Here is a 26,232-nt window from a genome sequence, read left to right as displayed (position 1 = left end):
TGCATCTCATTTTTTGTTTATAGGCTTTTTAATTGTTTAAAAACCAAGTGCTTCTCGCACTTTTTGAAGTGTTCTTTCTGCGATTTCGTTCGCTTTTTGTTCTCCTATTTGGAGTTGATTTTCTAGCTCTGAGGTATGCGTCATGAAGTAGTCAAATCTTTTTCTTTCCTCAGTAAACTTATTCAAGATCAGTTCTAGAAGTTCCTTTTTAGCATGTCCATAGCCAAAATTTCCTCCCAGATATTTTGATCTCAGCTCATTAGTTTGGCTTGTTTCAGCTAGCAAGCTATAGATCTTATATACTACACAGGTATCTGGATCCTTAGGTTCTTCTAGTGGAGTACTGTCAGTTATAATAGTATTAATGTTTTTCTTCAGCTCTTTTTCTGGTAAAAAGATGTCGATGATGTTACCATAAGACTTGCTCATCTTCTGTCCATCGGTGCCAGGGATGGTCATCATAGCTTCATTAGTTTGGGCTTTTGGCAGTATGAACACCTCACCATATCGATTATTAAATGCACTGGCTATATCTCTCGTGATCTCGAGGTGTTGGATTTGATCTTTTCCGACAGGCACTATGTCCGCATCATAAAGCAAGATATCAGCGGCCATGAGTACGGGATAGGTAAATAACCCAGCATTGACATCAGCTAGTCTGTCAGATTTATCTTTAAATGAGTGTGCATTGGCAAGCATCGGAAATGGCGTGAAGCAGTTAAGATACCAAGCGAGCTCGGTGACCTTTGCCACTTTAGACTGACGATAAAAAACAGTTTTTTCAGGATCTAGCCCAAATGCTAGCCATGCTGCTGCTACAGCTTGTACATTTGCTTTCCTCTGATCAGCATCCTTGATCGTAGTCAAAGAGTGTAGATCGGCTATGAATATAAAGGACTCGTTTTGAGATGATTTGGTCAGGGATACTGCTGGAATGATCGCCCCGAGGAGATTGCCGAGATGTGGTTTTCCTGAACTCTGTATCCCTGTAAGTACTCTTGCCATAAGTTAAAATTTTGCCAAAAATAAGGAATATTTCTTAACAGGAGGGTTTTGAGTATGGATTAAACCAAAAAAGCAAGTAGTCGATTTGAGCTACTTGCTTTAAAATGTGGCTTATTTGATTACCCTTCTATGACTACAGCAGTACCACTTGCAGTCACCATCAGCATCCCTTCTCTGATAGTCTCATAGTCTAAGTCAATACCTACTATAGCATTACCCCCAAGCTGCATAGCACGCATTTGAAGTTCACTCATTGCTAAATCCTTAGCTTCTTTCAGTACTTTCTCATAAGCAGATGAGCGACCACCTACGATGTCTGTGATGCTAGCAAAAAAGTCTTTGAAGATATTGGCACCTATGATCGTTTCGCCTGTCACGACTCCTAGGTATTTTGTGATTTTCTTCCCTTCGATACTGTTTGTTGTTGTACAAATCATGATAAAAATATGTTAAAAATTAAACTTTGATTAATCTAACGCTAAATGTTGTTCCTTTGTTAAGCTCAGTTTTTACTGCTATGGATCCTTTATTGTTTTCTATAAATTCCTTACAAAGGATCAAACCTAGTCCAGTTCCTTTTTCTCCAAGTGTTCCAGGGGTAGAAGTATAGTCATTCACTTCAAAGAGGGTGTCGATTTTCTCAATTGGGACACCCACACCGTAGTCAGTCACTTCTATGACAGCTTCATGCCCCTCTACTGTGGCTTGGATATTGACTGTCTGCCCCTTGTTTGAAAATTTGATAGCATTGTTAAGTAAATTTCTAAAGACTACTCTTAACTGATCACTATCACCCATGATTTGGAGGTTTTCAGGCTGGATAGACATATTGATTTTGATTTCCTTAGTGAAAGCGTACTGCTTCATAAGGCCTACTGATTCTTCTAAAATGCACTTCAGATCAATGGCTTCGAGTCTGATGATCTGATCACCTTTGAACTGAAGTACAGACCATCTTAGGAGATTTTCTAGGGTAGAATTGACATATTGAAAATTGTCTTTTAAGTTTTTAATGATTGACTGAAGCTCTTCTTTACTCAATGCATCATCTTGAATTAGATCTAATGTGCCTTTCAAGCCTGTAAGAGGACTTCGTAAGTCATGAGCGAGAATGGAAAACAACTTATCTTTAAGTCTATTGATTTCCTTTAGCTTTAAACTTTGCTTCTCTATTTCTAGCGATTTATTTTTTAGCTCTTCATTGATGGCTTTCTCCCTTTTCTTTTGCCTGTATTGGATAGCAATGACTACACCCATACTGACTAAAAACACCGCAACAACTATAAAAATCATATTTTGATAGCGAAGCGTGGCTTTTTGCTTTTGCAAAATAGCATCATTCAGACGCCTCTCTTTTAGAAGAGCGTTGTTTTCAGCTTCTTTTCTAGCAAGTTCAAGTTGGGCTATTGATTTAAGGTTTTGTTCATTGTATAAGCTGTCCTGATATGCTTGATATTTTTTATACTCAGATAGAGCCATTTGATAGTTACCCACCATATCGTAGTATTGGCTATAAAGATCCGATACTGTTTTTAGGTATTCTTTATTTCGGAGTATCTGGGCTATTTTTTCAGCTTCTTTGATATGATAAATTGCTTTGGTCGGCTGTTTAAGTAGCAGGTAAGTATGAGATAGACTCACAGAAGCATAGTAGATACCGATCTGGTCAGAGACTTTTCTAGATAGTGTGATCGATTCAGTCGCATGTTCTATAGCTTCTTGGTATTTGCCTTCTTCTCTGTAGATATTGCCCAGCCTGTTGATCGCACTTGACATGCCTACAGTATCGCCTAGACTTTTTCTTATTTGGTAGACCTTTACATAGCTTTCACGAGATTTTTTGAGATCACTGCTGCTTTCATAGATTCTGCCTAAAGAGTGATAAGCATATCCTAAACCAAAATCATCATCTAGTTTAGTGAATTGCGTGATGCTTTTTTCACAATACTCAATGGCCTTATCAAACTCACCTAGTCGCTCAAAAATATCACCAATCCCTTGATAGGCAAATCCAAGTTGCTGTTCGTTTTTTGTTTTTTGTGCGATATCTATAGTCGCAAAGTACATGTCCAACGCTTTGGGGTAGTTACCAAGATTCCTATATCCTACACCTATATAATTGACTATGGTAGCCATCTTAGGACTCAGCGAATCAATTTTTTGCTGGATTGAAAGTGCCTCATTGCCATAAGACACCATTTTGTCAGGGTTTATATTTCTATTTAACCAACTTAATCTGATGAGTGCATCTACTTTTTCTGAAGGAGATAGTTTAGGTAATGTTTTTGTCAATGAATCTATTTCTAGCTCATTGGCGGAAGAATTTCCTACTGATAAAAAAAATAATAAAATGCAAAAGAGGTATTTCATTTACTGAGCAAAAATTAATCTTGGGATTATCGCTGCTAATTTAGAGATTTTATTTCCAAATTTTAGAAAAAAATATTGAGTGAAAAGAATCTAGTAGCCTGATTTATAAGAGGTTTTTAGCTTAATATCAACTTATATTAACATTAATGTATTTGATCTTTAAAGAATGTCTTTTTAAGATAAAAAATACTATTTATCTAAAATAAAAAGTAAAGCCTGATGCATTTACATCAGGCTTTAAGGAATCTAAACTAATATGTTTTTTATCAATTAGTAGTGTATACACACTCTGAGTCTATCATCAATCTTACAGTTGCTTTTATCGTGCTATTGCCAGGATTAGTATCACCACCCACCGAGATTGTAAATTGTTCATTGACATCAAATGTACCATTGATGATTTCTTTAACCTTCAGTGTGAAAAGTGTCACAGCCGCTGGATTAAGCTCTGGGTTTAAGATAAATTCCTGCTCTTGACCTACTGTGAAACTTGTAAGATCTACCGTTTTAGTAAATAGGTCATATGAGATGCCTCCAGAAGTGATATTTGCAAACAAATCTACTGACTCAGCAGTATTGCCACTATTTACTGTCACCAAGATTTTCACAGAGTTTACCCCGACAGATTTCACTTCTCCATCAAAGTCGATCTCGTCTGTTACATCAGCTACAGAGAGCGTTCTTGATTCTTCAAACGCACCAGTTTGATCGATTTCATACAATTCATTGAATGGATAAGTACCAACTAAATCAGTAGCGATATCTTCCAAACAGCTAGTCATCATCAATGAGCTAGCGACTAAAAAACCTAAAATTGTCTTTTTCATTTTTTTATTATTTGTTTTTTTAAATTCCTATTCCAAATCCTACTGTTAATACATTTTGAGCACCTATACTATAGTCGGTATTCAATTTAACTGGCCCCATATTGAGACACAGACCTAGTGTCGCACGCATGTTTGCATTAGTATCTATGTTGAAATCAATGTTTGTTCCTTCACTTGAAGTATAGTTGATATCAGCATTTCCTTTTTCGTAAGCAAAACCTCCATAAACATTTAAAATCTTGATAGAATAGGAGCCTTGCACACCTGCTATCCAAGATTTTACTTTCATGATATCACCTACTTCAGCAGTGCTATTATTATAATTGATAGCGATATCTACAGGAAACAGGTCGGGCAAATACTGACTCACACTATGTCTGATGCCGAAGCCGGATAACGTGACATCGCCTATCTCACCACCAATAGGTGCTGTGACATATCGGACACTTACGTCAGTGCCAAAGACAGAGCCTAAAGTCAGCTGAGGAGCTGCCAAAGGGATGAAATTGATGTCTGCACCGCCTGGAAATGTGTAAGTCGTGCCACCATCACCTGATATGGTGACGCTTTCTCCTGAACCTACGATAGTCGGTGCATCTACTGTTTGTCTAGGACTAAAATCACCCTCAGTAGTTGCTCTGAAAGTCTTGTTGTCTTCTGGGATAAAAGCTCCCATGACGACCACACCTAGATAGAATTGAGGTCTGAGTTTTTTGATTTTAGCACTGCGATACCATCCACTATTCATATTTGAACTGATAGACTCTACAGCTGGTTTGATATATCCAGGTCCATTCTCTCCAGTATATCTAGTGATATAGTCGTCTAGTGTTTGTGCTTGTACTGATGAAAATGGGATCACGCAGATTAAGATCAGGCTGCTCATGATCAATTTGAGGTAGTTGTTTTTCATTGGCAAATGGTGGTTTAAATAGTTGCTTTGATTTCCCTTCTAGAAAAAATTATAAAAATACTTTTCTAAATTTGTTCGAAGTTAAAGACTTCTTTTGGATTCTCCAATAAAAAAATGTGTAGCGAATAAGATTTAATAGCATGATAATAAAGAGATTAGGGATTTTACTTGTTTTGGCTGTCATCGTATTTGCGTGTGATTCAGATGAGGATAAAAAGGGACGGTTTTTACTTAAAGGAATAGATAAGATCAATGAATCATCTTATAAAGAGGCGATTAACTATTTCACAGAAGCGCTAGCGATAGATCCAAACTATGTAGATGCGCTCAATAATCGAGGACTTGCTTATGCCAAGTCAGGTAAAGATAGAGAAGCCATCTATGACTATAATAAGGCTATCGAACTTGCTCCAGATCATCAACAGGCACTCTTTAATCGAGCAGTGGCTTATCAAAATGTCAGTGAATACTACAACAGCCTTGCTGATTTAGACAGGTTAGAAAAGCTTATTCCAGACGCTCCCTATGTGCCATTTACGAAAGGCTTGGTTTTGACTGAGCAAAAGAGATATGATGAAGCTATTGAAGCTTTTACCAAATCTATTGCACTGGATGAATACAATGCAGAAACCTTCGTGAATCGCGCCACTATTTATTTCTATAAAGGTGCTTTTGATCAAGCTAAAGAAGACTTATCTGTAGGCTTGACGCTTAATCCAAATGAAGCAAATATTTATAATCTATACTCGCAGATAGCCATCAAAGAGATGGACTGGCAAGAGGCTTTAGTGCAAGTTGAAAAGGCTATAGAAATTAATCCGGGGGAAGCTTATTACTTAAACAATAAGGGTTTTATTCTTTTACAATTGGGTCAATATGAGGATGCAGGTGATTTGATCAATCAGTCGATCAGGATGAACTCAAAAAATCCTTGGGCTTATCGCAATAGGGGTTTGTATTTTTTGCTAACAAATGATCCAAATCAAGCTGTCATCATGCTCAATCAAGCACTTACTATGGACGATCAACTTGAAGATGCGCATTGGTACTTAGCGCAGGCTTACAGTGAACTAGGGGATCTAGAGAAGGCTTGTCAAGTAGCGAAAAGTGCGAAAGAGGTATCCAAAGGATTGGCAGATTGGTTGAAGGAGAATTGCTAATTATTGATTCAAATACTGCTTGAGCTTCAAATATAAATGATTTGGTTCAAAAGGTTTGGCGATGAAATCGTTCATCCCAGCTTGGAGTGCTTGTTCTTTCATCTCGGACATAGCAGCTGCGCTGATGGCAAGGATTGGGATTTTCACACCTCTACTTCTTAGCTCAGCTGTAGCTTCTAACCCGTTCATTTCAGGCATTTGGATATCCATCAAGATCAAGTCATAGCTGTCTTGGAAAGCCTTTTCTAATGCCTTTACGCCATTTTCAGCAACATCTACTTGCCCATTCCATTTGAGGATAAATTTTTTAGCAAGTATGGCGTTGACTTGATTATCTTCAGCCATGAGGATTTTAGCAGCGCTGAGATTTTTATTGGTGTCATCAGCTGCTTCTGCTTGTACTGCTGAATTATCCTGTGAGGTATTGATCTCAAAAGTCGCCTCGAAGTAAAAAGTCGCTCCTTCATTTTCATCACTCTCTAAATGAATCTCAGAATCCATCAAGTTAAGCAGTCTTTTAGTGATAGAAAGCCCTAGTCCTGTACCTCCAAACTCTCTAGTATTGGATACATTGGCCTGCTGAAACCGCTCAAAAATACGCTCTTGTTTGTCTTTAGGGATACCTACTCCCGTATCACGTACAGCAAAGTAGAGTTTGATTTTTTTATCATCATGATTGAGTTCTCTTACGACCAGTTCCACTTCACCATTTCTAGTAAATTTGACGGCATTGCTCAACAGGTTATTGAGGATTTGACCTAGCCTCACTTGATCTCCTATGAGATACTCTGGTAGTTTTTCATCTAATGTGGCGATGATTTTATTGCCATTTTCTATGGCTTTATATGTTTGGCCTTGAATGAGGTTATTGATTAGTTTATTTAAGCTAAAGGTATTTTTCTCAAGCTCGATTTTATTAGCTTCTATTTTGCTGTAGTCTAGGATATCATTGATGATCGCTAGGAGATTTCTTGAACTAAACTGAATAGTACGGACGCCTTCTTTGATGAGTTCTCGCTGTTCTTCATTGAGAAGTAGATAGCTTGTACCCATGATTGCATTGAGGGGCGTTCTTATTTCGTGACTGATCATAGAGAGGAACTCAGACTTAGCGTGATTAGCAGCGTCTGCAGCTTCTTTTGACTGGATGAGATTATACTCTGTCTCTTTTTGTTTGTCTATATTAGTAAGCAAGCCATACCAAATCGTATCTCCCGTAGGAGTTCTTTCTGGTATAGAGCTTCCCATGCGCCATGATGTGCGACCATCTGGTAGGACGATTCTAAACTCTTTATACCATGGCGTCAGCTTTTCTGCGGATTCACTGATGCTCTGTTGAAGTTCTTGAAGATCCTCAGGATGTACAAATTGAAACACGTAACTAGCATCCTTATCAAGATCTTTTGTCTCTCTTCCAAAAATATCTTTGGCCCCACTACTTACAAATGGATAGGTGACATGCCCCTCAGCTGATATTTTAAAAGTAAATAACATGCCTGGGACCTGATCAGATAATCGCTGAAGCAGGAGGTCTTTTTCCCGTATTTGATTTTCAGTCTTTTTACGATCAGTGATATCTCTAGAAAATGCCATGATGTACCCTTTTCCAGAGATTTCTAGATAGTTAGCTGTGACCTCAACTGGGAATTCCTCTCCAGTATTTTGATTGACATTGATGCCGTAGAGTAGCATGTTGCCATCTTTTTTCAGGAGAGATACATGTCTTTCCCAAGCTCCTTGACCTTTGAAGACAATCTCTACCTCTTTTATATTGATCTGAGGTTTATCGGATAGTTTAAACCCTAGTCTTTTTTCAGCTTCTTTATTGAGAAAAATGAAGTTTCCAGCCTCATCGGTGATTTGAATAGCCTCTGAAGAACGATTAATTAGGTTGATTAGTAGTTCTGTTTGATGCTCAAAAAAACGTGCCTCTGATAAGTCATGTCCCACACCTTGTACACCCGTTGGGTTACCATGTTCATCTATGGTAGCAATGAATTCCCACTCGGTGAGATAGGGATTATTAGGGTCATGAGGATTCGGCTTGCGTAGTTTAAGTGGTCTGACTGTCCCAGGACTACTTAAGCACTGATAGACCATTTTCATACAGATATTATGATCTATTTCGCAAACGGTACTCATCGATGGTTTCCCCAAAATCTCATCAAGTGTGAAATCAAATTTTTTCAAAAAAGACTCATTAGCAAAGGTATAGTTGCCAGTAATATCTGTTCTGATTACATAGTTTGATTGTGTTTCTAAAAGTGAGCGTAAGAAATTAACTTCACTGAGGTGGTTTTGACTATTTTCTACGGTTTCGGGGCTTGGAAGAATGCGGCCATTGACAAAATCTATTCTATCTAGTAATCCACCTTCATTTAATCTAACCTCACAAATGATGCTTTTTTCTTTTATTTTAAATGCTTGAAGTTGAGGTATGGTAGAAAGTCTCGATAGATCTATTGAGCATATATCTGCTAATGACAGCTCATTAGGATTTTTGATATCAAATGCCTTTCTAAAAGATTTATTGGCAAATAAAAAGTGATAGGGCGGTTTTGATTCTACCGACCAAGTGAGATTCTCTACGTTATCTACCAAGCTCAAAAGCTCAGCTAGAATTGCTTGTGTGTTGTTATTGCTTTCAGCCATTCATCATTGGACATGTCTTTTGTCCTTCCCTTAGCACACACAAAATAGTATGAAATATTTGATTATTAGTTAATTGAAGAAAAAAATAAAGCAGAAATCTAAATGAATTTCAAAGCCGCCAAATAATAACAAAGATTGTTTTTATGACTTTCGCTAAAACCTTAAAAACTATAAAAATATCCAACTTTAGGCCAAAGCCGAGTTCTAAACTGGTCATTAAAGAAGCCATCAGTGCGATAGTCTATCGAGTACTCAAGCTTATGATTATTAGGATATAACTTACCTAAGGTAAAGATTAGTCTATTTTCAATGTTGAACTCACCGCTTTGCAAACTGAAAATAGGTTCATTCGAGATAACTAAATAGAGTTCTCCTGGATCGAGTGTAGCTCCATCTAGAGGTACTTCAGTAGCTACTCGATATCTAAGTCGCCACTCGATATCTTGTCCATCTGTATAAGTTTGATCAGTTCTGAGTCTATGGGCTAGTCTGATCGTACGGAGTCTGTTGAGGAATGCAAACTGTTGGATGATTCTATTGCCATCAGCCCCGTCTTGGAACCGTCTAAAAATACCAATGGCTGCACTCGAAGTTGGTGTCAATCTCCAGTCGTAGAAAACCATCAAGTCAGTTCGATAGTGATCAAACTGAAGGATATCTGGCTCTCTATTGTCAAACATGACATGCTGATTTTCTATTTTAAAGTTGAGCTTATTGTCATTTTTCAGCTTCTTAGTGATAGCTGCTTCTGCGAATGGTCCTGTAAAGAAGCGATTACTGCTTTGACCATGTACATGACTTACCCACAGAAAAAGTAGAAATAGCGTAAAGTACTTTAGCATGCTAAAAAATCAGATTGTCAGTTGAAGAAACCTTGATGACTCTTTTTTGGATAAATTTTCCTTTCTCAGTAAATAAAGCTTCCCATATTTCATCCTTATTACTATCAACTTTTCCTCGGTACTCTATTTCATAGCGAGTGGTTATGCCCTCTTTTTCATCTTCATCGAAAAAGTCTTCAAGGTCATCAGGCAATCCAGTGTATTGGATTTGAATTTTATTGATTTGATAAGTTTCATAGTTAGCAGTGAAGTAATCTTTTAAAGCTAACTGGAGCTCCTCACTGAGTTCAGACAGTTTAAGTTCGATTTCTACATCTAGTATGATACCCAGCGAGTCAAATTTCACACTATAGAAGTGGTTTTTTAACTTGAACTTAGCTTCATACGAGTAGCCGATTTCATTAAATTCTTTATACCAATTTGGTCTTTTGATATCCTCAAAAGTATCTACAAGCCAATCCTTAGCAGGCTGAGGCACATCTCTTTGTTTGATACTCACCTCTCTCTCTACTTTGGGAGAAAGTGCGTCTTGGGCTAGACTAACCTGTATTGAGGTGAGTGCTACTATCACAAATATTGACAGAAAAACGAATTGTTTCATAAGGTTTAGAACGGCTGAAACTCAAAGATTGTTATTTGATTTTTTAGAAATGGCTATAAAAAAAAGCCCTTCGGATGTACGAAGGGCTTGATATAAGTTACTTTTGATTAAGCTTGATTGATCAGATTCAATGCAGAACCTGCTTTGAACCAGCCTATCTGACCTTCATTGTAAGTATGATTCACTTTGATCTCATCCTTAGAGCCATCCTTGTGATTTAATACCACTGTAAGTGGTACACCTGGAGCAAATGAAGTCAACCCTAAGATGTCGATGTTGTCGTCCTCTTGGATTTTATCATAGTCAGCCGGATTAGCAAAAGTCAAAGCTAGCATACCTTGCTTCTTCAAGTTGGTCTCATGGATACGTGCAAAAGATTTCACCAAGATAGCTCTCACGCCAAGGAATCTAGGCTCCATGGCAGCATGTTCTCTAGAAGATCCCTCACCGTAGTTTTCATCTCCTACTACGATAGATCCAATACCATTTTTCTTGTAATCACGCTGAGTAGCTGGTACTTCACCGTAGGTACCAGTCAACTGGTTTTTCACTTTATTAGTCTCGTCATTGAATGCATTGACTGCACCGATAAGCATGTTATTAGAGATATTGTCTAGGTGACCTCTAAATCTCAACCATGGACCAGCCATAGAAATATGGTCAGTCGTACATTTTCCCTTAGCTTTGATGAGGAGTTTCAAACCTTTCAGATCTGTGCCTTCCCATGGCTTAAATGGATCTAATAATTGCAATCTGTCTGAAGTTGGACTTACGATAACGTTAACTTTAGAACCATCTTCTGCTGGAGCTTGATAGCCAGCATCCTCCACCGCAAAACCTTTGGTAGGAAGCTCTAGTCCAGCTGGCTCATCTAGTTTTACTTGCTCACCTTTTTCATTGGTAAGGGTATCAGTGATCGGATTGAACGTCAAGTCACCAGCGATAGCCAATGCAGTCACAATCTCAGGAGATGCTACGAAAGCATGTGTATTTGGATTACCATCTGCTCTTTTAGCAAAGTTTCTGTTGAAAGAAGTGATGATAGAGTTTTTCTCCTGCTTATCAGCACCGTGTCTTGCCCACTGGCCGATACATGGTCCACAAGCATTGGCCAGAACCACACCACCCATCTGACCGAATGTATCTAAGTAGCCATCTCTGTCCACGGTGAAGCGTACTTGCTCAGATCCAGGAGTAATAGTATATTCAGACTTAGCTACTAGATTTTTGTCTACAGCTTGCTGTGCTAGTGAAGCTGCTCTAGAGATGTCTTCATAAGAAGAGTTAGTGCATGATCCGATCAATCCCACATCAAGTTTTGCAGGCCAGTTATTCTCTTTGACAGCAGCTGCAAATTTAGATAGAGGCCAAGCCAAGTCTGGCGTAAATGGACCATTGATGTGTGGCTCAAGCTCTGACAAGTTGATCTCGATCACTTGATCAAAATACTTCTCAGGCTGCGCATAGACTTCAGCATCTCCAGTCAAATGTTCTTTAATAGTATTAGCTAGATCTGCGATGTCTGATCTGTCAGTACCTCTGAGGTAAGCAGCAGATTTTTCATCATATCCAAAGATAGAGGTAGTAGCTCCGATTTCAGCACCCATGTTACAGATAGTGCCTTTGCCAGTAGCAGATAGTGACTGAGCGCCCTCACCGAAGTACTCTACGATAGCTCCAGTACCACCTTTTACAGTGAGAATACCAGCTACTTTTAGGATCACGTCTTTGGCAGATGTCCATCCAGATAGCTTACCTGTAAGTTTTACACCGATTAGTTTAGGGAATTTTAGCTCCCATGGAAGGCCTGCCATCACGTCACAAGCGTCAGCACCACCAACACCGATTGCGATCATTCCTAGACCACCAGCGTTTGGAGTGTGTGAGTCTGTACCGATCATCATACCGCCTGGGAATGCATAATTTTCAAGCACTACTTGGTGGATGATACCCGCTCCTGGTTTCCAGAAGCCTATTCCATATTTATTTGAAACAGAAGAGAGGAAGTCATATACTTCTTTGTTCTTATCTTTAGCTTTAGTCAAATCTGCACTGGCGCCTACTTCAGCTTGGATCAAGTGATCACAGTGAACTGTAGAAGGTACGGCTACTTGGCTTCTACCAGCTTGCATAAACTGAAGTAGTGCCATCTGAGCGGTAGCATCTTGCATGGCAACTCTATCAGGTCTGAAATCCACATAGGACTTGCCTCTTTCGTGCGCTTTTGTAGCGGCTCCGCCATCTAAGTGTGCATAAAGGATTTTTTCTGTCAGGGTCAAAGGACGACCAACTGCTTTTCTAGCTGCTTCGATACGCTCTGGGAAGCGCGCATAAACAGCTTTTATCATTTCTATGTCAAATGCCATTTTATTGAAAAATTTTAGTTTGTGTGTACCTACATTGAAACTGCCGCAAATATAGTCTTTTAGGCTTAACAAGGGAAGTTTTGATGCGTCTTAAAACTTTATTTATAATGAATTTAATTAGCTGATTTTAAGCCAGCCAAAGGACTAAAACAAATATTAAAATCCCCACTATCATCAACGGGATCGTATAGGTTAAAAGTTTCTTTGCGGGGATTTTTGTCAGTGCTAGTAATGGTAGCGCCCAAAAGGGTTGGAGCATATTAGTCACTTGATCACCATAGGATAATGCCATGATCACACGCTCATAGTTGACACCAAGTTGCTTAGCAGCATCGATCACTATAGGTCCTTGAATAGCCCATTGTCCACCACCAGAAGGTACAAAGACATTGATCAAGGCAGCGCTAAAGAAAGTTAGTATCGGAAAACTCTCCGCAGTAGAGTGAGCAATGAAAAAGCCTGCAATCATGGCTAGTAAACCAGAATACTTCATGATCCCCATAATCCCTGCATAAATTGGGAACTGGATAATAATTCCAGTAGCACCACTGATGGCCTCTTGTACAGCTTGGATATAGTCTTTGAATGACCGATGGAGTATCAAACCTACTGCAAACAGGATGAAGTTAACGTAGTTTAGATTGATCGTGGCGAGTCCACCACCTTGGACAAATAAATCTGAAAGTGCTAAACTCAGCATGATAGTACCCAAGATAACTCCGCCAAAGGCTTTTGAAGGACTTGTCTCCTCTTTGATATTGACAGAACCTAGATAATGTGTGGGTTCATCTTCATAAGAGATCTTTCTTTTCGACAATATCCACATACTTATTGGTAAGATACTTAGGATTAGTAAAGTAGCTGTAATGTTCAGTGGACTGAGCAAAGTTTTGTCTATACTGATAACTCCAATCTCTGACGCTAAGAAGTGATCTGGCGCAGCTACTGTGAGTGGAGCAGATCCCGAAAATCCGCCATGCCAGACGAGCATGCAAGTATAGGCTACTGCACCTAATAAGGGATAGTTGAGTTTGAAGTTATTTCGTACTGCTTGTTCACCAATCTTTCTAGTGAAAATCGCACCGAAGATTAATCCCAAACCCCAATTGAGCAGGCCAGCAATCAAGGCTGAGAGGCCGACAATGAGTATAGCAGAGGTATTGGAGTGGATTCTTTTGGCGATGATGGTAAGTGTACGATCTATCACTGGTGAAAGCGCAAGCGCGTGTCCCAATACCAGGATTAGTACCATCTGCATGGTAAACTCTAGCAATTCCCAGAAGCCTTTTTGCCAGTATTTTAAGACTTGATAGCTATAATCAATAGTTGATACTTCAACTGGGCGTGTAATTAGAATGGTGAGCAAAAAAGTGACTAAAGAAAGGCTTATCGCAATCTGAAATGGATCAGGGAAGCTTAGTTTTATTTTCTTTAGTGACATCATTTTACAGATTTTCTAGAAAAACCAAAGTGTCTACACCATCAGCATAATCCCAAAGTTCGGGTGTTTGTGCTTCACCAAAGCCTGTTTGTGTAAATGGACTAGGCTTTTGAGCCACGATACATTGGATTTTTTCTTTTTGAAGGGCTAGTTTATTAGCTAGGTCATTTTGATCATCATAGTACTCGTAGAAAACTACCGAAATAGGAGAGACGAGATGTTCATCTTCTTTGAGTAAAAGGAAGCCGTTGTCCAGATGAGGGACTCCATTGACTAGATAGATGGATTTATTGTAGTCGTAGTTATTATTATACTTATGGTTATTAGCTATGTGTTCATAAGAGGCTAGCGCATCTAAAAGTCTAGGCAAAGGAAAATCCTTCGCTAGATAAAGTTTTGATACGTTGCGACAGCCAAGTCCATAATACAAAAAGATATCTTTGCCTAAAGCTGTTAGCTCCTCAGTACTTTCTGCGCCAGTCAATATGGCTACAGAACTTCTGTTTTTTCTGATGATGTGAGGGTATTTATTGAAATAGTATTCGAAGTACCTCGCAGAATTATCGCTTCCAGTTGCAATGATAGCATCTACCTCTTTGAGCATATCGGCAAATTGGTATTGAGCAGCAAATCGAGGTTCTATTTTCACCAATTCATCCATTAAGTAAACTGGAAGAATGGTGTCAGTGGAGCTTAATTTGGCTTTGAGTCGATGGCCAGCGATGAGTATAGAGAGCATATCATGGAAGCCTACAGCAGGGATGTTGCCAGCCATCATGAGACCTACTACTTTGGGTGATTTTATAGCTAATGTATAGTTTGAGACCCATTTTTGAAGCTTATCTTCTTGTAGCATGAAGATTAAGCCATTGATAGCCTCTTTCAATTCACTTTTTCTAAACCAATTATTATTGTTTTGCACACGCCAAGCTAGTTCTTCGAATGATTCCTCATCCATGTGAGAAAGTCTTTTTCCTAATGAAGCAAAGGCAGCGATGCGATCTTGAAGCGTCATGATTTGTTTTTTGACAAAGATAAGATAGCCTGCCGATAAATCTAAATCTCGACTATGTGCTAAGTTGATTATTGCTGGAGTTTACATGCTTTAAAAACTTTAGACTGATTCTAAAATAGTTAGTATAACAACATTATCATTGGTTTTATGTTATCTCATTGCTACTTTTGAATTAATAACTAGAAACGATACGATCATGGCTATAATGATTACTGATGAATGCATCAACTGTGGTGCATGCGAACCAGAATGTCCCAATACCGCTATCTATGAAGGTGGCATAGAATGGACTTGGGCTGGTGGTACAGACTTGAAAGAAGTGGAAATGGAAGATGGTACTGTAGTATCTGGCAATGAGCCTCAGGAGCCATATTCTGATGAGTTTTACTACATCGTAACGGGTAAGTGTACTGAGTGTATGGGATTTCACGAAGAGCCACAGTGTGCGGCTGTCTGCCCTGTAGACTGCTGTGTGGATGACCCTGATGCTAGAGAGACGGAAGAAGAGCTACTAGCCAAAAAGGACTGGATGCACGCTGAATAAAATATCAAGCCTGGTTTTCACTAGGCTTTTTTTGTAGTTTATACTTAGGAAGTCCTTGATGATCCTTTTTTCATAAAATTTGCCTTAGTCTACTTGTTTTCTTTTTAAGAAATAGTTTAACTTGTTTCATAATTTAAACCAAACGAATTTTCAATCAACAAGTATTAGGGCGGTGGAAGACAACAAAGACCAAGACAAACTAGAAATTTATTCACAAAGAATTAAAGCGGGGAAGAGAACGTATTTTTTTGATGTGAAATCTACAAGATCAAATGACTATTATCTCACCATCACTGAGAGTAAGAGAAAGATGAGAGATGATAGTTTTGTGTACGAAAAGCATAAAATATTCTTATATAAGGAAGATTTTAACAAGTTTTTGGAAGCACTACAAGGGGCTATAGATCATGTCAAAAATGACTTGATGGCGGATGTAGATTTTTCACAATTTGATAGAATAGATGAAGACTCTTCAGCATTTGGAGATGACTTGAAGTGGGAATAGAGAAATGACCAAAGCTTTTGATCTGATCAAAAGCTTTTTTTTCGCGCGGTTATTTTCATACTTTTAGGTATGAAAAAAGCTGTTTTGTACACGCTACTCTTTTTAGCAGTATTTATTTTCTTAAGCTGGTACTTTTCTAATATCCTGCTCTATTTCATTTTTTCTTTGGTATTAGCAGCGATACTAAGACCTGTAGCTAATAAGATCCATGATTTCCAGATTTTTGGATTGAACATCCCTAGAGGTCTTGCCATTTTATGCGCTTTTCTTCTCATTTCTGGTGTGATATCTCTCTTAGTGTTGCTCTTCATCCCGCTGATTAGAAGTCAGATACAGACGATCTCTGAGATCAATCCTGACTATGTCTACGGGGTGATCATGGGGCCTGTAGAGCGCTTAGAAGATTTCCTTATATACAATCAGCTTACGGATAATTCTAAAGGATTTTTGATCAATAGTCTCAAACAAACGCTCGTGAATAATCTAAGCACGGTGAGTGTTCAAGGCTTCATCAATAGTCTCATAGACACTACGAGTAGCTTTTTGATTGCGCTGATGGCGATATTGTTCATTACTTTTTTTCTTTTATATGAAAACGGTCTTTTACGCAGAAATATCATTAACCTAGTCCCTAATGCGTATTTTGAGTTGTCCGTGGCTACCTTTCACAAGGTAGAGCGTCTTTTGAGCAACTACCTAGTAGGACTATTGATACAGATGTCCTCCATCTTTACAGTAGCTAGTCTAGGGCTGACGATCTTCAATGTAGAGTATGCATTGACGATCGCTGTTTTTGCTGCTGTGGCTAATTTGATCCCGTATGCAGGACCTCTTTTGGGGGCTACGTTTGGTATCTTGGTAGGGATATCTACAGCTAGTTTTGAGACTACACCTGAGTATTATTGGTTGATGATCAAAATTGTATCGGTCTTCTCTTTTGTACAATTACTGGATAATGTGTTGCTACAACCATTAATTTTCTCAAAATCAGTGAAAGCACATCCGTTAGAAATATTTGTGATTATATTTGTGGGAGCAAAGATAGCAGGTGTTCTAGGAATGATATTAGCGATTCCAGTTTATACTATTTTCAGAGTTTCAATAATTGAACTTTTCCAAGGCTATCGCTCTTATAGAATATTTAAAAGTTAAAATAAAAATGGGTTTACAGTGTGGGATTGTTGGCTTGCCAAATGTTGGTAAATCGACCCTTTTTAATGCATTATCAAGTGCCAAAGCTGAAGCAGCTAATTTTCCTTTTTGTACAATAGAACCAAATGTGGGCGTTGTCACAGTACCAGACGAAAGACTGAAAGTGTTAGAGTCACTTGTCAATCCAAATCGTGTAGTACCTACGGTGATTGAGTTTGTAGATATTGCAGGATTGGTCAAAGGAGCTAGTAAAGGAGAGGGTCTTGGAAATAAATTTCTAGCAAACATCCGTGAAGTAGATGCTATCGTACATGTGATCAGATGCTTTGAAGATGAAAACATTGTACATGTGGCTGGTTCTGTAGACCCGATATTTGATAAAGAAGTCATAGATACAGAACTCCAACTGAAGGATCTGGAATCTGTAGATAAGAAAATAGCGAAGATCGAAAAGATCGCTAAGTCAGGTGATGCCAAGGCAAGAAAAGACTTGGAAATCTTGATGCTATTTAAAAACGCTTTGGTCGCAGGTAAAAATGCTCGCTCTGTAGAGGTAGCGCCTGAGGATCTAGAAGTATTGGCCGATATACACTTGCTGACGATCAAACCAGTGATCTATGTAGCCAATGTAGATGAAAAGTCTCTGCAGACAGGCAATAAGTTTGTAGACGCGCTCAAAGAAGAAGTGAAAAATGAGCATGCAGAGGTAGTCATGTTATGTGCTGCGATCGAAGCGCAGATAGCGGAGTTTGAAGACGCAGAGGAGAAGGAGATGTTCTTAGGTGAATATGGGCTGACAGAGTCAGGTCTCAATAAGCTGATCAGAGCCTCTTATTCTTTACTTAACTTGATCACTTACTTCACTGCTGGAGTACAAGAAGTGAGAGCTTGGACTATACGCAAGGGGTGGAAAGCACCTCAAGCGGCAGGCGTGATCCATACTGACTTTGAAAGAGGTTTTATCAAAGCAGAGGTGATCAAACTGCCAGATTATGAAAAGTATAAAACAGAAGCTGCTTGTAGAGAAGCGGGAAAAATAGCCATTGAAGGCAAAGAATATATCGTAAAGGACGGAGACATTATGCACTTTAGGTTTAATGTCTAATTTCTTGACTACTTAGTCTGATTATGAGTAACTTTAAACAATTTCATGTATATACTCGTTTTTCGATTAAGGCTTAAAAAAGTGATTTTGTATTAATTTTTTTTAAAGACGTGAGAGTTAGAATAATATTTTCATTAAAAAACAAAGGGTCATTTTTACCCTTCCATCACCAGTATATTCTGGCCCAGTTTATCAAGGGCTTGATCGTAAAAGGTGGCGAAGAGAAGTTCTATAATTATAATTATTATAGTTTTTCTGGTCTCAAAGGACAAACAAAAGTCAGTAGAAGTGGACTTCATTATTACTCCAGCTACGTGACTTTAGTATTATCATGTCCAGAGGAAGAATTTATTGATTATCTACTCAAACAAGTCTTTGAGCTACCTAAAATCGAATTGGGTAATTTGATCATTGTACCTGAGTTTACAGAGCTAGAAGAAGAGCCTGAATTAGACGAGGCACCTAAATATCTTTGTATTTCTCCTTTGGTGATCATACAGCCATCGTTCAATGATGAGTCTGGTAAACGATTTATAAGCCCTGATTCAGATGAGTTTTCAGACCTTCTATACGAGTCTACGCTTAGCCGTATGGAGAAGTCGGGATGGTACACACCAGAGCAGCTGACTTCTTTCTTTAAATTCCAATTGGTGCCTGATATGGTCTATATCAATAGACTGAAAGAGCAGCAAAAGAAATTTGCTAGAATCTACTCTGTGTTTGATATGGATGTGAAGTATGAAGTGCGTGGATATACTTTCCCATTCACTTTATATGCGGCTAAAGAAGTGCAAGACTTCGTCTTTAGATGTGGTCTGGGGACTTTTGCACATAAAGGCTTTGGTATGCTAGACATTGCCAACTCTAACCCAACAAATAGAACGACTCCTTATAAATTTAAGCGTCAGCGAGTGGAAAGAGAGAAAGTAGAACGTCCAGAGCAAGAGCGTCCTGAGAGAGAAAAGTTTGTGCCAGACACACCTGCTACAGAAGAATAAACCTTTATAAATACAGAAACCGCAGTGAAAGCTGCGGTTTTTTTATGTCTTTATAGCCAAAACGGTCTTTTACTCTTTAGTAATCAACTTTACATTGACTGCATTGAGTCCTTTAGGACCTTTCTCTGTTTCGAAAGTTACCTTGTCATTTTCTTTGATTGGACTCTCTAGTGCATTGATGTGTACGAAGATGCTTTCTTGAGATTCATGATCTTTGATGAAGCCGTATCCTTTAGAGTCATTGAAGAAGGTTACTGTACCTTTTCTGATCAAATCTGCTGGATCAATAGGTTCTTGCTTGGCAACTCCGATCTGGATATCTTCTGTCTTGATGACAGGCTTCTTTTTGGTAGGATCTGGCGGTGTATCTGTAATGTTACCATCAGCATCCACATAGGCTAGCATCTCATCTATACCTTTGCCTTTGTCCGAATTAGCTTTACGCTCTTCTTTCTTTTGCTCTTTATCTTGTCTTTTCTTGAGCTTTTTCTTCTCTTTTTCTTTTTTGCTAAATGTTTCTTGCGATTTACTCATTGTGTCAATTTGTGTTTTTGGTTTAAAAGCCAACAGGATCTCTCGAAAACATCAGCTTTGATTAAATTATTTTTAGTCGTCAAAGGTCTTGGAAGAGTGAGCGACTAAGGTATTGATTTCTTGGATTTCGCTTTCACTGAGATCTCTCCACTGACCTACTGGAATATCCAAATGTATATTCATGATACGCACACGCTTCAGCTTTGTAACTTCATAGTCCAAGTACTGGCACATTCTGCGGATTTGTCGATTGAGACCTTGCGTGAGGATGATCTTAAACTTAAAAGCACTGATTTTTTCCACATAGCAAGGCTGTGTGACCGTATCTAAAATAGGAATACCACTACTCATTTTTTCTACGAAATCAGTGGTGATAGGTTTATTCACAGACACGATGTACTCTTTTTCGTGATTGTTTTTAGCCCGTAGGATCTTATTCACGATATCTCCATCACTAGTCAGGAGTATGAGTCCCTCACTAGGTTTGTCTAAGCGACCGATAGGGAAAATACGTTTTTCGTGATTGATATAGTCTATGATATTGTGCTTTTCGGCTTTGGTGTCTGTGGTGCAGACGATGCCTACAGGCTTGTTAAAAGCGATATATACAAATTTCTCTTTGGGAGGAGAGATGAGAGTACCATTGACCCTTACTTCATCGCCTGCTGTGATCTTTGTGCCCATTTCTGGGACTTTTCCATTGATGGTGACGCGCCCTTCTTCTATCAACTTATCTGCTGCTCTGCGAGAGCAATAACCTACTTCACTTAAGTATTTATTGATTCTAGTTGATTGATCTTGGCTCATCGAGTATGTTTAAGATTTACGATTCAGATACCTTGCTAAATTGCTAGCATAGGATCCGTAGAGATGAAAAGGAGGATATTGAACTAGAAGAAAATGGAATTCTAAATCAATAGGTCATCGTCATACTGTAGCACAAATGTAGCTAATGCAAACGAGATTATCATTAGATCCTGCATATACTTGATAGGCTGCATGGGATTCATAGCGCTGAATTTTCAATAGCGATTAAACTCCTTGGGTGAATTTACCTATATTAGAAAAGAATAAGCCATAGCACATGAATAGAGAGCAGAATATTCATCACCTTCGAAAAAATCAAACATGGGACGTCATCGTCATTGGTGGAGGAGCTTCTGGGTTAGGAGTAGCCTTAGATGCTTGTAGTAGAGGATTGAAGGTGTTGCTAGTGGACAAAACGGACTTTGCTAAGGGAACATCCAGCCGAAGTACCAAACTTCTGCATGGAGGTGTCAGATACTTGGCTCAAGGAAACGTAGCTCTTGTTTTGGAAGCACTTAAGGAACGAGGAATCATTATGAAAAATGCGCCACACGTTTCTCATCGACAATCCTTCGTGATTCCCATCTATACTTTTTTTGATCAAATCAAATATTTGATCGGCCTCAAGCTATATGACCTGATGGCAGGCAGTCTTCGCATTGGTAAGTCTACTTGGCTATCTAAAACACAGACTTTAGCGCATTTGCCTACTATCAACTCAGAAGGTCTAAGGGGCGGAGTGATTTACTATGATGGTCAGTTTGATGATGCACGACTGGCTATCAATCTAGCGCAGACTTGCGAGTCCTTAGGGGGAACCATGCTAAACTATATGAAAGTAACTGCCCTGCTCAAAGATGATCAAGGACAAGTAATAGGCGTAAAGCTGAAAGATCAGCTGACTAAACTCACTTACAAAGTCAAAGGCCAATCAGTAGTCAATGCAACGGGAGTTTTTGCTGATAAAATTTTGCAAATGGATAACCCAAAGGCTGCGACATCTATTATGCCTAGTCAGGGTATTCATCTCGTATTAGATCTCCGATTTCTGGGAGGAGAGCATGCACTGATGATCCCTAAGACTTCTGATGGGCGAGTGCTTTTTGGCATTCCTTGGCAAGGAAAATTAGTGCTAGGAACAACAGATACCGTCAGGAAAGTGCCTAAGCTAGAGCCAAAAGCATTAGAAAAGGAAATAGATTTTATCTTAAATACTGCTCGTGAATACCTAACTCAAAAGCCTGAAAGAGGAGATGTTTTGGCTGTGTATGCGGGACTGAGACCCTTAGCTGCACCAAAGGAAGGAAGCTCAAAGACGAAGGAAATTTCAAGAAGTCATAAAGTAGTGATCTCCAAAAGTGGCTTGGTATCTATCATTGGAGGAAAGTGGACTACCTTTAGAAAAATGGGGGAAGATACTGTAGGAGCATTGATCAAGCTTAAAAAAATATCTTCCAAGCCAAGTACTTCAGCCACTATCAAGATTCATGGTTTCCCCGAGCAACAGATTTTGGATAATCACTTAGCCAACTATGGTCAAGATGCTTTGGAGATTCAAGCGCTTATCAAAGAAAAACCAGCTTTAGCTGAGAAACTGCATCCAGATTATCCTTATACTGCTGCTGAAGTCATCTGGATGGTTCGCGAAGAGATGGCTTGTCATATAGAAGATGTATTGGCTAGGCGTCTGCGGATATTATTTATCGATGCTAAAGCTGCTACAGAGATGTCCATGCGAGTAGCGGAATTGATGCAGGAGGCGCTTGATCAAAGTGATACATGGAAGGCAAAAGAGCTGGAAGCTTTTCAGCAGTTAGCTGCCAAATATTTAATACCTTAAGGATGAAATTTTTAAGAGATGAGTACTAACGAACAATTTATCATGGCTTTAGATCAAGGGACTACGAGTTCTAGAGCTATCATTTTTAATCATAAAGGTGAAATTGAAGCTGTCGCACAAAAAGACTTTGAGCAGTTTTTTCCTAAGGCAGGTTGGGTGGAACATGATCCGTTAGAGATATGGACTAGTCAAGCCGCAGTAGCCACAGAAGCCATCACGCGAGCAAATATCTCAGCTGATCAGATAGCAGGTATAGGCATTACAAATCAGCGAGAAACCACTATTCTCTGGGATCGAAAAACAGGTAAGCCGATCTACAAAGCCATCGTATGGCAGGATAGACGCACAGCTGCTTACTGTAATGAACTCAAAGCTTCGGGAAAAGCGGATTTGATTAATAAGAAGACTGGGCTTATTTTAGACGCGTACTTTTCCGCTACTAAGATCAAATGGATACTAGACGAAGTACCAGGGGCTAGAAAGCGTGCAGAAGCAGGAGAGATCTGCTTTGGTACTGTCGATAGCTGGCTCATATGGAAGCTATCCAATGGCGCTAAACATTTCACAGACATCACCAATGCTAGCCGTACGATGCTCTATAATATCCATGAGCATCAGTGGGATGAAGATCTCTTGGATTTGTTTGATATACCCAGAGCTATACTGCCAGAGGTCAAAGCTAGTAGTGAAGTAGTTTGTACCACATCAGGTAAGATCTTTTCAGCCAAAATCCCTATAGCGGGTATTGCAGGAGATCAGCAAGCAGCACTATTTGGTCAGCTTTGTACTCAAAAAGGGATGGTCAAAACGACCTATGGAACGGGCTGTTTTTTAGTGATGAATACAGGAACTAAGCCCGTAAAATCAGATAATAAACTGCTGACGACTATTGCATGGCAAATAGGAGGTGAAGTGACTTATGCCTTAGAAGGTAGTGTTTTTATCGGTGGTGCAGCTATCCAATGGCTCAGAGACGGGATCAAGATCATCAATAAAGCTAATAAGACGGAGGCTTTAGCCAAAGGCCTAGCAGACAATGATGGAGTTTATTTCGTGCCGGCTTTGACGGGATTGGGAGCGCCCTATTGGGATCAAGAAGCAAGAGGTACTTTTTTTGGAATCACAAGAGGGACTACAGAGGCGCACTTTGCCAGAGCAGCACTAGAGGCTATCGCTTATCAAGTATATGATGTACTCAAGGCCATGGAAAAAGATAGTAAGCTGCCTACTAAAATACTCAAAGTAGATGGAGGAGCGAGTGCTAATGAGTTTTTGATGCAGTTTCAGACTGATATTTTAGATTGTAAAGTGCAGCGACCAGAGATTCTAGAGACTACAGCTCTAGGAGCGGCATATTTGGCAGGTCTTGCAGTGGGATACTGGAAAGATCAAGAGGAGCTTAAAAATCTTTGGAAAGAAGATAAAATCTTTACACCTAAAATGGATAAAGAAAAAGTAAAACATAACTTACACTTTTGGCACAAAGCCATCGAAAGAACCAAAGGCTGGTTAGAAAATTAATAAAAGATATGCATCCATATTTAGCAGAGTTCATTGGAACTGGATTTTTGATCCTTTTGGGAGTAGGCGTAGTCGCCAATGTGATCTTAAAGGACACCAAAGGGAATAATAGTGGCTGGATGGTGATCACTACTGCTTGGGCATTGGCAGTTTTTGTAGGGGTCTCTATATCCGCTCCCTACAGTGGAGCACATCTCAATCCTGCGGTCAGTGTTGGCCTAGCTATGGCTGGACAATTTGAATGGTCAGAAGTTTTGCCGTATTCATTGATGCAAATGCTGGGGGCTATAGTCGGAGCTTCTCTTACTTGGCTGATGTACAAGGATCATTTTGATATCACAGAGGATCAGGGAATCAAGCTTGGGGTTTTTTCAAACACACCTGCCATTAGAAACTATAAAAGCAATTTACTTAGTGAAGTAATAGGAACTTTTGTTTTAGTATTTGTAGTGCTCTACTTTGCTCCAGCGGCTCTGGAAGACGCAGTGCAAACTCCTGTCGGACTAGGCTCCCTTGGGGCTATTCCAGTGGCGTTTTTGGTGTGGGTGATCGGCCTTTCTCTAGGAGGGACTACAGGCTATGCCATCAATCCTGCCAGAGACTTAGGCCCAAGGATAGCGCACGCTTTACTACCTATTAAAGGGAAAGGCTCTAATGACTGGGGGTATGCTTGGGTGCCTGTTTTAGGACCTTTGATAGGAGGATTATTGGCTGGTTTGGCTTTTTTATTGATTGGTAAGTGATGCTTTTTACTTGAAGGTTTGTCGGAATTTTACTAATAGATTTTTTCAATAAAGTTTATAAAACCTTTTTCATTTGGGGATGTTCTTCTCCCAATGTATCGTTTTATATCATTCGTGCTTTTCGCTTCTATGTGTTTCACACTTACCCTTCAAAGTGTGGACATAGATGGTATTAGTGAAAAAATAGGAATAACACTTTTCGAAATCTTAGAAGCTGAGCAAGACGAAGAGAAAAAGGATAAGGTAGATGATCCACTTAAAATCTATCCTAGAAAAGCAGATACTTCTTACTTTTTCAATAGTGATAAATCACTTGAGGCATTTCACTTAATTCTTAAGCCTGAGCTATTGCCTTCACTCATAGATATCCCGCCCGAAGTTTAATCTTTAGGAGTACTTCCTTTTATTTATTTGATTAAAAAAACTCGTCTCTAAGGGATGAGATTGGAATTCTATATTTAAAATAAACCAATCATGAAATTCATATCTAAATTTCTAGCTAGCGTAGCTATGCTCTTAATAATAGCTGTAGGACAATCGACAGCACAAAATTCTTCTACTATCAAGAACCTTTTAAATGTAAAGGATAAGCAATATGATGCAAACAGAGATAGTGCTTATTTAGATCCTTATTATGGATTGAAAAAGCTGATCATTGGTAATTTACGATTTGCAGAAGACAAGAGTGTACGTCCGCGTCAAACAGACAATGATCTCAAGAATGCTGGGCAGGGTCAAACACCATTTGCAACCATTATAGGCTGTGCGGATAGTCGCGTTCCTAATGAAATCATATTTGACCAAGGAGTAGGTGATTTATTTATCACTAGGACTGCAGGGCAAGTGATGGCGGAGGCATCCTATGGTACGATAGAGTATGCTACAGAAGTACTTAATACAAAACTCATCGTGGTTTTGGGCCATAAATCATGTGGCGCGGTAGATGCTGCTATGAAGCTACCTGCCAATCCTCCAGGCCATGTGGTCACTTTGATCAATGCTATTAAACCAGCTTCTCTCAGAGCTAAGCAAACAAATCTGGTAGGGACTGATGCGCTTGATTATGCGATCAAAGAAAATGTGATAGAGCAAGTCAATCTCTTGAGAGGTTTAGAGCCTGTGCTCAGCAGAAGGTCAGAAAGTGGTGAAGTACTCATCGTAGGTGCTGTGTATGATATCGAGACTGGTTATGTCAACTTCATCGAAGAGACGATCACTAGCTTGGCTAAATTTCAAAGTAAGAGGTAATTCACTAAATGAGAGAAAGTCATCAAATGGCTTTCTCCCTTTA

General features: G+C 39.2%; 24 protein-coding genes. 11 read left to right on the top strand and 13 right to left on the bottom strand.

The window, feature by feature from the left end:
• Positions 1–36 precede the first annotated feature (36 nt).
• From trpS to I5349_RS09035, 5 genes are all read right to left on the bottom strand, one after another.
• A complete protein-coding gene (gene trpS, locus I5349_RS09055; RefSeq protein ID WP_226390438.1) occupies positions 37–1,005 on the bottom strand; it encodes a tryptophan--tRNA ligase in 969 nt (322 codons plus the stop codon).
• A 119-nt stretch (positions 1,006–1,124) separates the two neighbouring features.
• Positions 1,125–1,442, bottom strand: a complete 318-nt coding sequence (locus I5349_RS09050; RefSeq protein WP_226390437.1) for a YbjQ family protein — start codon at positions 1,440–1,442, stop codon at positions 1,125–1,127.
• A 19-nt stretch (positions 1,443–1,461) separates the two neighbouring features.
• The gene (locus tag I5349_RS09045) at positions 1,462–3,297 is read right to left on the bottom strand and encodes a tetratricopeptide repeat-containing sensor histidine kinase (RefSeq protein WP_226390436.1); all 1,836 of its coding nucleotides are present in this window, start codon (positions 3,295–3,297) and stop codon (positions 1,462–1,464) included.
• A 344-nt stretch (positions 3,298–3,641) separates the two neighbouring features.
• Entirely contained in the window at positions 3,642–4,202 is a 561-nt protein-coding gene (locus tag I5349_RS09040) for a hypothetical protein (protein WP_226390435.1), read from the bottom strand.
• 19 nt (positions 4,203–4,221) lie between these two features.
• On the bottom strand, positions 4,222–5,115 hold the full coding sequence (locus I5349_RS09035) for a DUF6588 family protein (RefSeq protein WP_226390434.1): 894 nt from the start codon (positions 5,113–5,115) through the stop codon (positions 4,222–4,224).
• Positions 5,116–5,255: 140 nt separating this feature from the next.
• On the opposite strand from I5349_RS09035, the gene I5349_RS09030 reads away from it, so the two are divergent.
• Complete coding sequence (locus tag I5349_RS09030) at positions 5,256–6,275, top strand: tetratricopeptide repeat protein (RefSeq protein ID WP_226390433.1); 1,020 nt, start codon at positions 5,256–5,258, stop codon at positions 6,273–6,275.
• Here I5349_RS09030 and I5349_RS09025 read toward each other — a convergent pair whose 3' ends face one another.
• From I5349_RS09025 to I5349_RS09000, 6 genes are all read right to left on the bottom strand, one after another.
• Positions 6,276–8,927 (bottom strand): PAS domain-containing hybrid sensor histidine kinase/response regulator, encoded by a 2,652-nt coding sequence (locus tag I5349_RS09025; protein ID WP_226390432.1) that lies wholly within the window; start codon positions 8,925–8,927, stop codon positions 6,276–6,278.
• 161 nt (positions 8,928–9,088) lie between these two features.
• A complete protein-coding gene (locus tag I5349_RS09020; protein WP_226390431.1) occupies positions 9,089–9,769 on the bottom strand; it encodes a DUF2490 domain-containing protein in 681 nt (226 codons plus the stop codon).
• A 1-nt stretch (position 9,770) separates the two neighbouring features.
• Positions 9,771–10,370, bottom strand: a complete 600-nt coding sequence (locus I5349_RS09015) for a hypothetical protein (protein WP_226390430.1) — start codon at positions 10,368–10,370, stop codon at positions 9,771–9,773.
• Positions 10,371–10,477: 107 nt separating this feature from the next.
• Positions 10,478–12,736 (bottom strand): aconitate hydratase, encoded by a 2,259-nt coding sequence (locus I5349_RS09010; protein ID WP_226390429.1) that lies wholly within the window; start codon positions 12,734–12,736, stop codon positions 10,478–10,480.
• Between the two features lie 127 nt (positions 12,737–12,863).
• On the bottom strand, positions 12,864–14,180 hold the full coding sequence (locus tag I5349_RS09005; protein WP_226390428.1) for a short-chain fatty acid transporter: 1,317 nt from the start codon (positions 14,178–14,180) through the stop codon (positions 12,864–12,866).
• A 1-nt stretch (position 14,181) separates the two neighbouring features.
• Positions 14,182–15,192, bottom strand: a complete 1,011-nt coding sequence (locus I5349_RS09000) for an acyl-CoA reductase (protein WP_226390427.1) — start codon at positions 15,190–15,192, stop codon at positions 14,182–14,184.
• A 196-nt stretch (positions 15,193–15,388) separates the two neighbouring features.
• Here I5349_RS09000 and I5349_RS08995 point away from each other — a divergent pair, with 196 nt between their 5' ends.
• From I5349_RS08995 to I5349_RS08975, 5 genes are all read left to right on the top strand, one after another.
• Positions 15,389–15,736 (top strand): 4Fe-4S dicluster domain-containing protein, encoded by a 348-nt coding sequence (locus tag I5349_RS08995; protein WP_226390426.1) that lies wholly within the window; start codon positions 15,389–15,391, stop codon positions 15,734–15,736.
• A 172-nt stretch (positions 15,737–15,908) separates the two neighbouring features.
• A complete protein-coding gene (locus I5349_RS08990) occupies positions 15,909–16,241 on the top strand; it encodes a DUF3276 family protein (protein ID WP_226390425.1) in 333 nt (110 codons plus the stop codon).
• A 69-nt stretch (positions 16,242–16,310) separates the two neighbouring features.
• Positions 16,311–17,393 (top strand): AI-2E family transporter, encoded by a 1,083-nt coding sequence (locus tag I5349_RS08985; RefSeq protein ID WP_226390424.1) that lies wholly within the window; start codon positions 16,311–16,313, stop codon positions 17,391–17,393.
• Positions 17,394–17,400: 7 nt separating this feature from the next.
• Complete coding sequence (gene ychF / locus I5349_RS08980) at positions 17,401–18,498, top strand: redox-regulated ATPase YchF (protein WP_226390423.1); 1,098 nt, start codon at positions 17,401–17,403, stop codon at positions 18,496–18,498.
• A 110-nt stretch (positions 18,499–18,608) separates the two neighbouring features.
• A complete protein-coding gene (locus I5349_RS08975; RefSeq protein WP_226390422.1) occupies positions 18,609–19,496 on the top strand; it encodes a CRISPR-associated endoribonuclease Cas6 in 888 nt (295 codons plus the stop codon).
• A 69-nt stretch (positions 19,497–19,565) separates the two neighbouring features.
• Here I5349_RS08975 and I5349_RS08970 read toward each other — a convergent pair whose 3' ends face one another.
• Together I5349_RS08970 and rluF are read right to left on the bottom strand one after the other, a co-directional pair.
• Positions 19,566–20,030, bottom strand: a complete 465-nt coding sequence (locus I5349_RS08970; RefSeq protein ID WP_226390421.1) for a cold-shock protein — start codon at positions 20,028–20,030, stop codon at positions 19,566–19,568.
• A 72-nt stretch (positions 20,031–20,102) separates the two neighbouring features.
• On the bottom strand, positions 20,103–20,837 hold the full coding sequence (rluF, locus tag I5349_RS08965) for a 23S rRNA pseudouridine(2604) synthase RluF (RefSeq protein ID WP_226390420.1): 735 nt from the start codon (positions 20,835–20,837) through the stop codon (positions 20,103–20,105).
• Between the two features lie 277 nt (positions 20,838–21,114).
• Here rluF and I5349_RS08960 point away from each other — a divergent pair, with 277 nt between their 5' ends.
• The 5 genes from I5349_RS08960 (at position 21,115) to I5349_RS08940 (ending at position 26,189) form a co-directional block, all read left to right on the top strand.
• On the top strand, positions 21,115–22,677 hold the full coding sequence (locus I5349_RS08960) for a glycerol-3-phosphate dehydrogenase/oxidase (RefSeq protein ID WP_226390419.1): 1,563 nt from the start codon (positions 21,115–21,117) through the stop codon (positions 22,675–22,677).
• Positions 22,678–22,695: 18 nt separating this feature from the next.
• Positions 22,696–24,198, top strand: coding sequence for a glycerol kinase GlpK (gene glpK, locus I5349_RS08955; RefSeq protein ID WP_226390418.1), 1,503 nt, complete (start codon positions 22,696–22,698; stop codon positions 24,196–24,198).
• 8 nt (positions 24,199–24,206) lie between these two features.
• Positions 24,207–24,941 carry an MIP/aquaporin family protein gene (locus tag I5349_RS08950; protein ID WP_226390417.1) on the top strand — a complete coding sequence of 245 codons (735 nt, stop codon included), beginning with the start codon at positions 24,207–24,209 and terminating at the stop codon, positions 24,939–24,941.
• Positions 24,942–25,034: 93 nt separating this feature from the next.
• On the top strand, positions 25,035–25,325 hold the full coding sequence (locus I5349_RS08945; RefSeq protein WP_226390416.1) for a hypothetical protein: 291 nt from the start codon (positions 25,035–25,037) through the stop codon (positions 25,323–25,325).
• A gap of 90 nt (positions 25,326–25,415) precedes the next feature.
• Positions 25,416–26,189: a carbonic anhydrase gene (locus tag I5349_RS08940; RefSeq protein ID WP_226390415.1), complete on the top strand. Its 774-nt coding sequence runs from the start codon at positions 25,416–25,418 to the stop codon at positions 26,187–26,189.
• Positions 26,190–26,232 lie beyond the last annotated feature (43 nt).

Source organism: Penaeicola halotolerans (assembly GCF_016464625.1).
Classification (GTDB): domain Bacteria; phylum Bacteroidota; class Bacteroidia; order Cytophagales; family Cyclobacteriaceae; genus Penaeicola; species Penaeicola halotolerans.
This window is presented reverse-complemented; position numbering and strand designations above follow the sequence as displayed.